General features: G+C 26.4%; 10 protein-coding genes. 6 read left to right on the plus strand and 4 right to left on the minus strand.

Translation table 11 applies throughout. From position 1 onward, the window contains the following. Nucleotides 1–5 precede the first annotated feature (5 nt). On the minus strand, nucleotides 6–884 hold the full coding sequence (era, locus tag H0H54_RS02840) for a GTPase Era (protein ID WP_185863552.1): 879 nt from the start codon (nucleotides 882–884) through the stop codon (nucleotides 6–8). A 14-nt stretch (nucleotides 885–898) separates the two neighbouring features. Continuing rightward, a complete protein-coding gene (clpB, locus tag H0H54_RS02845) occupies nucleotides 899–3,523 on the minus strand; it encodes an ATP-dependent chaperone ClpB (protein WP_185863213.1) in 2,625 nt (874 codons plus the stop codon). 93 nt (nucleotides 3,524–3,616) lie between these two features. Here clpB and prfB point away from each other — a divergent pair, with 93 nt between their 5' ends. The 6 genes from prfB to menD are packed head-to-tail and all read left to right on the plus strand — an operon-like array spanning nucleotide 3,617 to nucleotide 10,114. Further along, entirely contained in the window at nucleotides 3,617–4,711 is a 1,095-nt protein-coding gene (prfB, locus tag H0H54_RS02850; protein ID WP_185863214.1) for a peptide chain release factor 2, read from the plus strand. A 9-nt stretch (nucleotides 4,712–4,720) separates the two neighbouring features. After that, nucleotides 4,721–6,112 carry a type III PLP-dependent enzyme domain-containing protein gene (locus H0H54_RS02855; RefSeq protein WP_185863215.1) on the plus strand — a complete coding sequence of 464 codons (1,392 nt, stop codon included), beginning with the start codon at nucleotides 4,721–4,723 and terminating at the stop codon, nucleotides 6,110–6,112. Further along, a complete protein-coding gene (speB, locus tag H0H54_RS02860; RefSeq protein ID WP_185863217.1) occupies nucleotides 6,109–6,987 on the plus strand; it encodes an agmatinase in 879 nt (292 codons plus the stop codon). The genes H0H54_RS02855 and speB overlap by 4 nt, the downstream gene beginning before the upstream one ends. Next, nucleotides 6,984–7,676, plus strand: coding sequence for a (d)CMP kinase (cmk, locus tag H0H54_RS02865; protein WP_185863218.1), 693 nt, complete (start codon nucleotides 6,984–6,986; stop codon nucleotides 7,674–7,676). The genes speB and cmk overlap by 4 nt, the downstream gene beginning before the upstream one ends. A gap of 7 nt (nucleotides 7,677–7,683) precedes the next feature. Further along, the gene (gene fabG / locus H0H54_RS02870) at nucleotides 7,684–8,418 is read left to right on the plus strand and encodes a 3-oxoacyl-[acyl-carrier-protein] reductase (protein ID WP_185863219.1); all 735 of its coding nucleotides are present in this window, start codon (nucleotides 7,684–7,686) and stop codon (nucleotides 8,416–8,418) included. Between the two features lie 28 nt (nucleotides 8,419–8,446). Further along, nucleotides 8,447–10,114: a 2-succinyl-5-enolpyruvyl-6-hydroxy-3-cyclohexene-1-carboxylic-acid synthase gene (menD, locus tag H0H54_RS02875; protein ID WP_238784771.1), complete on the plus strand. Its 1,668-nt coding sequence runs from the start codon at nucleotides 8,447–8,449 to the stop codon at nucleotides 10,112–10,114. Here menD and H0H54_RS02880 read toward each other — a convergent pair. After that, a complete protein-coding gene (locus tag H0H54_RS02880) occupies nucleotides 10,106–10,675 on the minus strand; it encodes a SanA/YdcF family protein (RefSeq protein WP_317168494.1) in 570 nt (189 codons plus the stop codon). The two genes, menD and H0H54_RS02880, sit on opposite strands and share 9 nt — an antisense overlap. Nucleotides 10,676–10,693: 18 nt before the next feature. After that, nucleotides 10,694–13,981, minus strand: a complete 3,288-nt coding sequence (gene secA, locus H0H54_RS02885) for a preprotein translocase subunit SecA (protein WP_185863221.1) — start codon at nucleotides 13,979–13,981, stop codon at nucleotides 10,694–10,696. Nucleotides 13,982–13,990 lie beyond the last annotated feature (9 nt).

A 13,990-nucleotide genomic window follows, 5' to 3' on the forward strand; every position in this document is an offset into this window, starting at 1 on the left:
TTCATTTAATACCCAAATTTTTTTAATTTTTTGTAATCATATCGCCAATTTTTACAAATTTCTACATAAAATTTTAATTTTATTTTTTTTTTAAAAAAAAATTCTATGCTTTTCACAGAAAAAAATTTCAATTTTTTAATAGCATTTCCTTTTTTTCCTATTAATATTCCTTTTTGAGAATATCGTTCTACATATATGTATGATAATATATATATAAAAATGTTTCTATCTTTAAAAAGCTCTGTATGTATTTCTACGGAGTAAGGAATTTCTTTTTTGTATAAAAAAAATACTTTTTCCCTGATTATTTCATTTACAAAAAAACGTTCAGATCTATTGCTTAAGTAATCTTTTGGATAATAAGGTGGATGTTCAGGTAACAGAGATACAATTTTATTTATTAATAGATCTTGATTTATTTTTTTTGATGCAGATATTGGTAATATTTCTGAACAGGGAAACAATTTATGCCAATAATTAACGGTATGATATAATGTATTTTTTTGTATTTCTATTTTATCCATTTTGTTTATTAATATAATAATGGGAACATTATCATTTTTTTTTTTAATATGATTAAATATAGAAACATCTTCAAATTTTCCTATTTCTGTAGTAAATAAAATGATATCAGCGTCTTCTAATGATTTTTCTACATATTGCATCATAATTTTTTGCATGGGATAAATAGGATCAATCATACCCGGAGTATCCGAAAATATAATCTGAAAATTAGATTTGTTAATAATTCCCAATATTCTATGACGAGTAGTTTGTGGCTTATTTGTTATAATAGAAAGTTTTTCTCCTATGAGAGAATTCATTAAAGTAGATTTTCCTACATTAGGCGATCCTATAATATTAACAAAACCTGATTTATGAATCACTTATTAGAATTTTAAATATTTATATTTTCAATTTTATCTGATTGTCTAAATACAATTCCTTGTTCTTTAAAAAAATCTATTAAAATTTTATGATTTTTCTTGATTTTTCCTTTTATCATTTCTTTGGATAGATTATTTAAAATATCATGTTGAATTACTCTTTTCAAAGGTCTCGCTCCAAAATGAGGGTCGTATCCTTTTTCTGATAAATATTCTACAGCTTCATTCGTAGATTCTATAGAAATGTTTTTTTTATGATATAGTAAATCTCCTAATTTTTTCATTTGTAATTTCACTATATCTTTTATTTCTTTTCTAGAAAGAGGTTTAAACAAAATGATTTCATCTATACGATTAATAAATTCAGGTCTCATAACATTCTTTAATAAATCTATCAAAGTTTTTTTTGTAGCTTCCATTCTGTTACAAGAAACTTCTTGATACAAATTTTCTTGAATAATATCTGAGCCTATATTGGAAGTCATAATAATAATAGTATTTGTGAAGTTAACAGTTCTTCCTTTATTATCGGTTAATCTTCCATCATCTAAAATTTGTAAAAGAATATTAAAAACATCCGAATGAGCCTTTTCTATTTCATCTAACAAAATAACACTATAAGGACGTCTACGTATAGCTTCTGTTAATTGTCCGCTTTCATCATAACCTATATATCCAGGAGGAGCTCCTATCAATCTACTTACAGAATGACGCTCTTGATATTCACTCATATCTATACGAACCATATTGTTATCATCATCAAACAAATATTCCGCTAAAGTTTTAGCTAGTTCGGTTTTTCCTACTCCCGTACTTCCCATAAAAAGAAAAGACCCTATAGGTCTTTTTTCATCTTGTAATCCTGCTCTAGAACGTCGTATGGCATCTGCTATAGATTGAATCGCGTCATTTTGTCCTATTACTCTTTTATGTAATTCTTTTTCTAAAAACAATAATTTTTCTCTTTCGCTTTGCAACATTTTTGTAACCGGGATTCCAGTCCATTTAGATACTACTTGTGCTATATCTTCTCTATAAACTTCTTCTTGTATCATTTTTTTTCCCTTGTCTTCTTGTTTTTTTAATTCATTTTCTAGTGTTTTTGCTTTTTTTTCTTCTTCTTTTATTTTTCCATATCTTAATTCCGCTACTCTTCCATAATCGCCTGATCTTTCTGCTTGTTCTGCCTCAAATTTGTAGCTCTCTATTTTGTCTTTAGCTTTTTGGATTCCTTCAACTAAATCTTTTTCATTTTGCCACTGAGCTTGCAATTGTATTTTTTTTTCATTTAATTTAGATAATTCTTTTTTTAAAGGAATTAATTGTTTTTCATCATTTTCTCTTTTTATAGCTTCTATTTGTATTTCCATATGCATAATTTTTCTATATAATACATCTAACTCTTCTGGTTTAGAATTTATTTCCATTCTTAATTTTGAAGCGGCTTCATCTACAAGATCTATTGCTTTATCTGGCAAAAACCGATCATTAATATAACGTTTAGATAATTCTACGGCTGCTATAATAGATTCATCTTTTATTCTTACTTTATGATGGCTTTCATATTTTTCTTTAATTCCACGTAATATAGATATTGCATCAACAATGGATGGTTCATCTACATATACTTGTTGGAATCTTCTTTCTAAAGCTTTATCTATTCTGAAGTATTTTTGATATTCATTTAAGGTTGTAGCCCCTATCGCTCTCAGCTCTCCTCTAGCTAATGCTGGTTTTAAAATATTAGCAGCATCCATAGCCCCTTCTCCTCCACCTGCACCAATTAAAGTATGAATTTCATCAATAAACAAAATAATTTCTCCATCTGAAGATGTCACTTCTTTTACTACAGCTTTAAGACGTTCTTCAAATTCTCCTTTGTATTTTGCCCCCGCAATTAAAGAAGCCATATCTAAAGAAAATACTTGTTTATTTTTCAAATTATCTGGAATATCTCCACTAATAATACGATGAGCCAACCCTTCAGCAATAGCTGTTTTTCCTACACCTGCTTCTCCAATTAAAATGGGATTGTTTTTTGTTCTTCTAGATAATATTTGTAATACCCTACGGATTTCTTCATCACGTCCAATAACAGGATCCAATTTTCCTTTATAGGCCCATTTATTAAGATTTTTTGCATATTTTTCCAAAGCATTATATATATTTTCTGTTGTAGGAGAAGTCACTTTTCCGTTCTTTTTTCTTATATTTTCAACGATTTCTTTGATCTTTTTTTCTGTTATTCCTTGGGTTTTCAACAATTTTGAAGTAGAATCATCACTCATAAAAATTCCATAAAAAATATGCTCTACAGAAATAAAATCATCTTTTAATAAATCAGCATAATTTTCTGCAAAATTCAACATTTTTGTTACATGTGAACTGAAATGTTGAGTAAAAGGACCACTTAAAATTTTTGGATAAGAGGAAATAATATGATCTAATCCAATGATTATTGATTTATAATTTATTTTTAATTTTTTTAGAATAAAAGGAGTAATATTTTCTTCAATTTTTAAGATTGATTTTAAAATATGTGCATTTTCAATAGATTGATGACTATTTTTTAATGCAATATGTTGCGCCTCTTGTATTACTTCCTGTGATTTTATCGTAAACTTATTGTAATTCATATTTAAAATGAAATTTATATTTTGTAATATAAAAAAATTTGGAATCAACATAGTTCTCAAAACTAATTATTTCAAAATATTTATTTTCGCATTATGATAAGAAAAGAAGAAATACAATCTCTTTCAAAAAGAATTCACAAAATTTATGATATTTTAGAAATAGATCAAATAAAAGAAGATATAAATAAAGAACAGGAAAAAGCATTAAATCCTGATTTCTGGAAAAATTATAATAAAAATTCTATAAAATATATGCATAATATGAGAACATGTGTAAAAGATTTTATGGAATTAAAAAATGCTTTTGAAGAATTAGAAATAATATTTTCTTTTTGCAAAGAAGAAAATCTAGAAAAAGAATTGGAAATTCAATTTCATAAAACAAAAAAATTGCTTTCAAATATAGAATTTAAAAATATTCTTTCAGAAAAAGAAGATTCTTTCAATGCTATATTGCAAATATCTTCTGGAGCTGGAGGTACAGAAAGTTGTGATTGGACTTCTATGTTAATGAGAATGTATTTAATGTGGGCAGAAAAGAGAAATTTTTCAGTTAAAAAAATTCATCATGTATCTGGAGATATTACTGGAATCAAATCTGTTATTTTGGAAATTGATGGACTTTATGCTTTTGGATATTTAAAAGGAGAGAATGGAGTCCACAGATTGATTAGAATTTCTCCATTTGATAGCAATTCAAAACGTCATACTTCTTTTTCTTCTGTGTATGTTTATCCTATGATCAATGAAGAGATTCATATAAATATTAAAACATCAGATATTCAATGGGAAACTTTTCGTTCTAGTGGAGCAGGAGGACAAAATGTGAATAAAGTAGAAACAGGAGTTAGATTACATCATATACCGACAGGTATTACTGTAGTAAATACAGAATCACGTTCTCAAATACAAAACCGTCAAAAAGCTCTGCAATTATTGAAATCTAGATTATTTGAAATAGAAATGATTAAGAAAAATCAAAAAAAAGAAATAATTGAATCCCAAAAAAAAAAAATAGAATGGGGATCTCAAATTAGAAACTATATTATGCATCCTTATAAATTAGTAAAAGATTTAAGAACCGGTTATGAAACTACACAAGTTCAATCTATTTTGGATGGAGAAATAGATATTTTTTTAAAAAAATATTTAATATATAATAAAAACAAAGTAAAAAAAATTAATTAATGAAATTCAATGAAAATCCGTTATTATGATCTTATAGATCAAACCTTTGATTTTCCTACTGAGGAATTTTCTATAAAAAATAATTTTTTAGAATTCCACGGAATTCCATTAATGGATCTTATAAAAAAATATGGAACCCCATTAAAATTTACATATTTACCAAAAATATCTCAAAATATACGAAAAGCCAGGAAATGGTTTGAAAAAGCTATTGATTCCAATCAATATAATAACAAATATACTTATTGTTATTGTACAAAAAGTTCTCATTTTTCTTTTGTTCTAGAAGAAGCTTTAAAAAATAATATTAGCATAGAAACTTCGTATGCTTATGATATAGAAATTGTTAAAAATCTTTATAAAAAAGGGAAAACAACTAAAAATACTGAAGTTATATGCAATGGATTTAAAACTAAAAATTATATTGAAAATATATCAGAACTTATCAATAACGGATTTTATAATACAATCCCAATATTAGATAATTCAGATGAATTAGAAAAACTAAGTTTAGTTATTAATTATCCTTTTAAATTAGGGATACGCATAGCATCTGAGGAAGAACCAAAATTTGAATTTTATACCTCTAGATTAGGAATAGGATACAAGGATATTATTGTTTTTTATTTAAACAGAATAAAAAACAATCCTAAAGTAGCATTAAAAATGTTACATTTTTTTATAAATACAGGAATAAAAGATACTGCTTATTATTGGAATGAACTTTTCAAATGTTTGCATATTTATGCTAAATTAAAAAAAATAGCACCAGAATTAGAAATTTTAAATATAGGAGGAGGTTTTCCTATTAAGACATCTATGTCTTTTAAATATGATTATGAATACATGACCAATGAAATTGTTTACCAAATAAAAAAATTTTGTATAAAAGAAAACATTTCGGAACCCCATATTTATACAGAGTTTGGTGCTTATACTGTAGGAGAAAGTGGTGGAATTTTATATAAAATACTCAATCAGAAACGTCAAAATGATAGAGAAAAATGGAATATGATAGATAGTTCTTTTATGACTACACTTCCTGATACTTGGGCAATAAGTCGTAGATTTATTATGATGGCAATTAATCGTTGGGATGATTCTTATGAAAGAGTTTTTTTGGGTGGATTAACATGTGATAGTGATGATTATTATAATTCAGAACAACATATGAATGCAATATATCTTCCTTGTTTTCAACAAAAAATACCGCTTTATATTGGGTTTTTCAATACTGGAGCTTATCAAGATACAATTAGTGGATATGGTGGGGTCCATCATTGTTTAATTCCTCAACCTATTCATGTATTGATAGATTATGACGAAAAAAAAAATTTTGTGTACAAAATATTTCGTCAATCACAAAAGCCGGAAGAAGTTCTAAAAATATTAGGTTATTGAAATTAAATACAAAAAAAACTTTTGCGGAAATACCTAAAAAGTACGCAACACTTGATAAATCTAAAACGGTACTTATCCCGGTTCCATATGATTATACTCAAACATGGAAAAAAGGAGCGAGAGAAGGCCCTAAAGCTTTTTTATCTGCATCAAAACATATAGAATTATATGATATAGAAACCAATTCAGAAGTATATAGAAAAGGAATTTTCCTTGCTCCTTCTGTAGTCAATTGTTCGGAATCTACAAAAAAAATGGTTAAAAAAGTATATAATACTACAAAAAAATATATTTATAAAAACAAATTTATAACATTTATAGGTGGAGATCATTCAATATCAATAGGTAGTATTAGAGCTTTCGGAGAAAAATACACGAATTTAAGTATTCTTCATATGGATGCACATGCAGATTTACGTCCAATATACAAAGGAAATCCTTATAACCATGCTTGTTCTATGTATGAAGCATCCCAAAAATATCCTTTAATCCAAATAGGAATTCGGAGTATGGATATAATAGAGAAAAAATATATTCAAAAAGGAAATATATTTTATATGCATGAAATTTATAAAAATGATTTATGGATGCAAGATGCTATTCAAAAATTGTCTAAAAATGTATTCATAAGTATAGATATAGATGTTTTTGATCCTAGCATAGCGCCTTCTACAGGGACACCAGAACCTGGTGGTTTATCTTGGTATACTACTTTAAGATTTTTGAAAGGGGTTTTTAAAAGAAAAAATATAATAGGATTTGATATTGTTGAACTTTTACCTAATAAAAAGGAATATTCTACAGATTTTTTAACCGTAAAACTTTATTATAAATTACTATCGTATAAACATATAAATGCGAATTCATACATATGAATAATAGAAAAATAGTCATAACTATAGATGGATATTCTTCATCTGGAAAAAGTACTTTAGCCAAAGCCATTTCCAAAAAATTACAATATAACTACGTTGATAGTGGGGCTATGTATAGAAGCGTAACTTTGTTTGCTATTCGAAAGAAGGTTTTTAATAGTGATTTGTGGAATGTACAAAATTTTACTTCTCTTTTAAAAGAGATAAACTTGAAATTTAAATGGAACAAAAAATATAATCGAACAGATATTTTTTTAAACAAAGAAAATATTCAATCTAAAATAAGATCAGAAAAAGTAGCGACTAAAGTCAGTTTAATAGCTCAACTTCCAGAAGTTAGAAAAAAATTAACTCTTATACAAAGAAATATTGGAAAAAACAGAGGGATTGTTATAGATGGAAGAGATGCAGGAAATTATGTGTTTCCTAAATCTGAATTAAAGATATTTATGAAAGGGTCTATAGAAATTCGTACTTACAGAAGATATCAAGATCTAAAAAAAAGAGGATATGAGGTTTCTTATGAAGAAGTAAAAAAAAATCTAATTTATAGAGATATAATGGATACTTCACGAAATATTTCTCCACTGAAAAAACCTGTAGATTCCATAGAAATAGATAATACCTTTTTAAGTATAGAAGAACAATTAAATTTTATTTTTCAATTAATTAACAAAAGAAAAAAATAAACATTATATGAAACTATTAAATGAAAAAATAGCTATAGTGACAGGAGGTTCAGGAGATATAGGCCAATCTATAGTCAAAACTCTTGTACAACATGGAGCTAATGTTATTTTTACATTTTTATCCTCAAAAAAGGAAGCTAAAAAATTAGAATTCGAATTTAAAGATTTGGTTAAAGCATATAAAACAGATCTTTCTGATTTTAATTCATCGAAAAATCTAGTGCAAAAAGTGACAAAAAAATATGGTGGTATAGATATATTAGTAAACAATGCAGGAATTATAAGAGACAATTTTCTATTGAAAATATCGAAAAAGGATTGGGATTATGTTATTAAAACTAATTTGTATTCTATATTTAATTTAACGAAACACGCTATTTATCCTATGATGAAACAAAAAAAAGGGAGTATTATTAATATGAGCTCTGTTGTAGGATTGACGGGAAATATTGGACAATCTAATTATGCAGCATCTAAAGCAGGAATTATTGGGTTTACAAAATCAATAGCTAGAGAATTAGGAAAAAAAAATATTCGTTGTAATGCCGTTGCTCCTGGATATATCGTCACAAAAATGAATGCTCATTTTAAATCTAAAATAAAAGAAAATTGGATAAAAAATATTCCATTAAAAAGACCAGGAACACCTCAAGATATAGCTAATTCCGTTTTGTTCCTTGCTTCAGATTTATCAAATTATATTACCGGGTCTGTGTTAAATGTAAACGGAGGGTTAATTTAAATTATGAATGTATTCAAGTAAAAAAATCGTGCAAAGTTTAGGTGAAATTTTAAAAGCAAAATCTATATTTAATATAATTATATCTCCAGGATCTAGAAATGCTCCAATTATTATACATTTTACTCAACATAAAGATTTTAAAACTTATAGTATTGTAGACGAACGATGTGCAGGGTTTTTCGCTTTAGGAATAGCACAGCAAATAAGAAAACCTGTAGTCATGAGTTGTACTTCTGGATCTGCCGTTGTAAATTATTATCCCGCAATTACGGAGGCTTTTTATCAAAATATTCCACTTATTTTAATAAGTGCAGATAGACCAAAAGAAATTATAGATGTATTCGAAGGTCAATCGATTCATCAGGAAAATATTTTTCAAAAACATGTAGAAGCTTCTATTCAACTGATTGAAAGTGAATCTGAATCAGGAATGTGGTATAATGATAGATTGATCAATGAATCAATCAATAAATGTATTTTTAAAAAAAAACCTATACATATTAATATTCCATTTTCAGAACCACTTTATAATACTACAAATCATTTACAAGTAAAACCTAAAATTATAAAAACTATACCAGTTAAAAATTGTGTTGAAACATATGATTCTAAAAAAGAACAATACATATGGAGAAAGTATAAAAGAAAAATGATTTTATTAGGATTATATTATCCGGAAAATAATATGAAAAAAATTTTAAGAAAATTAAGCTTAGACCCTACTATCGTAATTTTCACAGAAACTACATCTCATGTATCCGGAAAATTTTTTTTCTCAAATATAGATCAACTTATTTTTAATATGAATTCTAATGAATGGAGAAGTTTAAAACCTCATATTTTATTAACTATTGGAATAAATATTATATCTAAAAAAATAAAATTTTTTTTGAGAAAATATCCTCCAATATATCATTGGCATATAGGGGAACATTATGAAAATTATCCGGATACCTATTATAAATTAACGACTTATTGGCCTATCAATCCAGAATCATTTTTTAAAATTTTTTATACCCCTAATAATATATCTATTTATACTTCAGATTATAGAAAAAAATGGGAAAAAATAAGAAAAGAAAAAATGAAAAAACATAATTCTTTTTTAAAAAAGGAAAGAAGTTTTTCAGATTTAAAAGTTTTGTTTTTTGTATTTAAATCCATACCTAATAATACTATTCTACAATTAGGAAATAGTATGGTGGTAAGATATTATCAACTTTTTGATAAAAAAAAACACTCTATTAAATCTTATTGCAATCGTGGGACTTCAGGAATTGATGGATGCGTTTCAACTGCTATAGGTTCTGCTGTTAGCAGAAAAAAAACTGTTACGTTAATTATTGGAGATATAAGTTTTTTTTATGATGGAAATGCTTTGTGGAACAATTATATTCCTAAAAGTTTTCGTATTATACTTATTAACAATGGGGGAGGAAATATTTTTAGATTTATTTCAGAAAATAAATTTTCTGAAAAAACATTCAACTTTTTTGAAACAAAACATATTTTTTCTGCAGAAAAAATATGCGAAATGTATCATTTTAAATACGAAAAAGTATCCAATCAAAATGCTTTAAAAAACAGTCTGTTATGTTTCTGGAAAGAATCAAATCAACCTTCTTTATTAGAAATCAATACTCAAAAATATAATAATGCTAAAATTTTGAAAAAGTACTTATCTTATTTATCTTAAAATGATCATATCCCACAAAGCCTTAATTCTTGCAAAAACTTCTCTGAATTGTATTTTACTGTCAAAAGACAGACTTTTAGCATTAAATCCAATTACATCTAACCCTAAACAATTCCCTATAAAAATAGCTCTCTCATTATGAAATTTTTGAGAAATAACTGTGAATTTTTTTTGATGAAAAATTTTATAAACCCTAACAACGGAATGAAAAGTGCTGATTCCATAAAAATCTTCATATATAAAATGAGAAGGAATCCCTTTTTTAATTAATTCTTTTTTCATCATTTTTGGTTCATTATAGTTTTTATCTCTATTATCTCCACTTACAATAAGATAACGTATTTTTTTATGACGAAAAAGAAAACAAGCAGCATCTATTCTGTACTTAAAATAAGCATTAACTCCTCCTCCATATAAATACTTAGAAGTCCCTAAAACGACACCAAATGTATTATATGGAATATAATTAATAGAATCATAACTCTTTCTTATTGACCATAAACTTATTCCAAGATAACAGGATATAATGAATAAAACAATAAAAAAAAATATACGTTTTATTTGTTAAATAAACACAATCTAAAAAGAATTATCTTCTATAACCCATTCTCCTTTTTCTAAAAATGTTTCTATATGTTTAAATTTAATATTTTTAGTTTCACCCGTAATTAAATGACGAATATTAATTTTATTGTTTCTACCTAATTTTTTTTTATCTTTTCCTTTCATCAAAAGACTTGTTTTAAAATTATTTTTGTTTTTTGAAAAACATAAAATATCCCCTCTTATAATAGAAGATTTAAGTAAAAAAGAAATAATAATTTTGTTTATATCGTAAACTCTTTCTTGAAATAAATTGAAAGCATTTTGTTTATAAACAATAAGAGGATCTTTTTGTTCAAAAACTGCATTTTGTACAGAAAATCGCAAACTATCCATTTCACGTAAATGCTCTTTCCATTTTTCATCCATAAAACATAATATAGTCTTTTTTTCAAACATAGATAATAAGGATTTTCCTTTTGTATTATAGAATTCTTTTAAATCTGATATAAAAACGATATTCTGATATCCATCTGTTAAAACAACTCGTATTTGATAAAATTCATGATTTTTTACAATATCAGATATAATGGGTTTTATATCTTGATCAATCATTTTTACCTTTTTCTTTTCATAATAACTAATAATTATATCATGAAGTTTATTAACACAATCACGTTCTTTATAAGATAAAAATACATCTTCTTGCATAGGAAATTCTATCCCAAAAATCTGCATGAATTCATACTCCAAATTTTGGAAATCATTCATAGATTTATTGACAGTGATCATTGCATCCAATAAAATATAAATCATATTTGAAATGTCTAAACTTAATTCATTTCCAAATAATGCATTTTTTCGTTTTTTATAAATAAATTCTCTTTGTTTATTAATAACGTCATCATAGTCTAACAAACGTTTTCGTATACTGAAATTATTCTCCTCTATTCTTTTTTGTGCTTTTTCAATAGATTTTGTTAACAAAGGATGTTGTATGATGTCTCCTTCTTTATGTCCAAATCGGTCCATCAGTTTAGAAAGTCTTTCCGAATCAATAAATAAACGAATTAAATTATCTTCTAAAGACACATAGAACTGAGAACTTCCTGGATCTCCTTGACGCCCTGATCTTCCTCTTAATTGATTATCTACTCTTCTAGAATCATGTCTTTCTGTTCCTAAAACAAATAATCCTCCATTTTTAATAACTTCTTTTGAAAGTTTAATATCAGTTCCACGACCGGCCATATTAGTTGCTATAGTAACAGATCCAGAGAACCCAGCTTTTGCTATAATTTCTGCTTCCTTTTCATGTAATTTTGCATTTAATACATTATGTGGGATTTTTATGAATTTTAAAGCTCTACTTAGAAATTCTGAAACTTCAACGGAAGTAGTTCCAACAAGAACGGGACGTTTTTCGTTTTGGGATAAAGAAATAATTTTTTCTATAACAGCATTATATTTCTCACGTTTAGTTTTAAAAACAAGATCCTGAAAGTCTTTTCTTTGTATTTTTTTATGTGTCGGAATCACCACAACATCTAATTTATAGATATGCCAAAATTCTCCAGATTCTGTTTCTGCTGTTCCTGTCATCCCTGATATTTTTCTATACATTCTAAAATAATTTTGTAAAGTGATTGTAGCAAAAGTTTGGCTGGAAGATTCTATTGTAACATTCTCTTTTGCTTCTATAGCTTGATGCAATCCATCAGAATAACGTCTTCCTTCCATTATACGACCAGTTTGTTCATCTACTATTTTCACTTTATCTTCCAAAACTACATAATCCACATCTCTTTCAAATAAAGTAAAAGCTTTTAGTAATTGATTAATAGTGTGAATTCTTTGTGTTTTTATCGAATAATTATTCAGAAGTTTTTTCTTTTCCTTTATTTCTTTTTCCTTAGGAAAACTTTTTTTCTCTATATCAGCAAGTTCTCCATTTACATCTGGTAAAACAAAAAAACCTATATCTTCTACGTTTTTTGACAAAAATTCAATTCCTTTATCTGTTAATTCTACAGTATTATTCTTTTCATCAATAACAAAATAAAGATCTTGATCCACTTTATACATTTCTCTTCCATAGTCTTGCAAGTATTGACTTTCAGTTTTTTGTAAAATCAAACGAATATTATCTTCGCTCAAAAATTTTATCAGAGATTTTTTTTTTGGTAATCCACGATGCGCTTGAAATAATTTTAATCCCCCTAATTTTTTTTCCCCATTCTTAATTAAATTTTTTGCTTCATGTAAAAAATTATTAACTATTACGTTTTGCTTGTGAACTAAAGTTTTTACTTTTCCTTTAAATAATTCAAATTCTTCTTTATTATCTTTTTTTGGATCAACAGCTCCCGATATAATCAAAGGAGTCCGCGCTTCATCTATTAATACAGAATCTATTTCATCTATAATAGCATAATTTAATTCTCTTTGAACTAACTCTTCTTTAGAAGAAGCCATATTATCACGCAAATAATCAAATCCAAATTCGTTATTCGTTCCATAGGTAATATCTGCTTGATAAGCTTTTTTACGCATATACACATCAGAAGATGAATAATTATCAATACAATCCACTTTTAATCCATGAAATTCCATTAAAGGAGCCATCCAACTTGTATCTCTTCTAGATAAATAATTGTTGACTGTAACTATATGTACTCCTCTTCCAGATAAGGCATTTAAATAGGCGGATAATGTCGCTACAAATGTTTTCCCTTCTCCTGTAGCCATTTCCGCTATTTTTCCTTGATGTAACACGACCCCTCCCATGAGTTGAACATCATAATGAACCATATCCCAAACCATTTTTGTCCCACATGCGTTCCATTCATTTTTCCAAATAGTTTGATTTTCCTTAAAATGAACATAAGATTTTATTTTTGATAGTTCTTCATCAAAAGAAGTAGATGTAACGACTAGTTGTTTATTTTCTTTTAAACGTTTAGCTGTTTCTTTAATAATAGCAAAGGCTTTAGGTAAAATATTCATTAATATCTTTTGCTCTACTTTATAACATTCTTCTCGAATTATTTCCAAACTCGAATACATTTTTTCTAAAACATTAATGGAGCAAAATTTTTCCTGTATTTCTTTCAGTAATTTTTCTTCTTGATCATGAAATTCTTTTGTAGATTCTTGTATAATTTTTTTAAAATATTGAGTTTTATTTCTTAATTCATCATCAGATAATAACAAGATCTTTTTCTCTTCTTTTTTGATTTGAATCAAAAATTTTTTAACCTCTTTAAGGTCTCTATCGTTTTTATTTACTAATAATTTATTTAAAATTTTTCTGATAAAACTCATTAAACTTAA

Origin of the sequence: Blattabacterium cuenoti (assembly GCF_014251815.1) — a bacterium.
Lineage (GTDB): Bacteria > Bacteroidota > Bacteroidia > Flavobacteriales > Blattabacteriaceae > Blattabacterium > Blattabacterium cuenoti_E.

What these genes read in the sequence shown, in the direction of transcription:
- clpB (WP_185863213.1), bottom strand. Translation starts at nt 3,523, where the DNA reads ATGAATTACAATAAGTTTACGATAAAATCACAGGAAGTAATACAAGAG.
- cmk (WP_185863218.1), top strand. Translation starts at nt 6,984, where the DNA reads ATGAATAATAGAAAAATAGTCATAACTATAGATGGATATTCTTCATCT.
- secA (WP_185863221.1), bottom strand. Translation starts at nt 13,981, where the DNA reads ATGAGTTTTATCAGAAAAATTTTAAATAAATTATTAGTAAATAAAAAC.
- fabG (WP_185863219.1), top strand. Translation starts at nt 7,684, where the DNA reads ATGAAACTATTAAATGAAAAAATAGCTATAGTGACAGGAGGTTCAGGA.
- H0H54_RS02855 (WP_185863215.1), top strand. Translation starts at nt 4,721, where the DNA reads ATGAAAATCCGTTATTATGATCTTATAGATCAAACCTTTGATTTTCCT.
- prfB (WP_185863214.1), top strand. Translation starts at nt 3,617, where the DNA reads ATGATAAGAAAAGAAGAAATACAATCTCTTTCAAAAAGAATTCACAAA.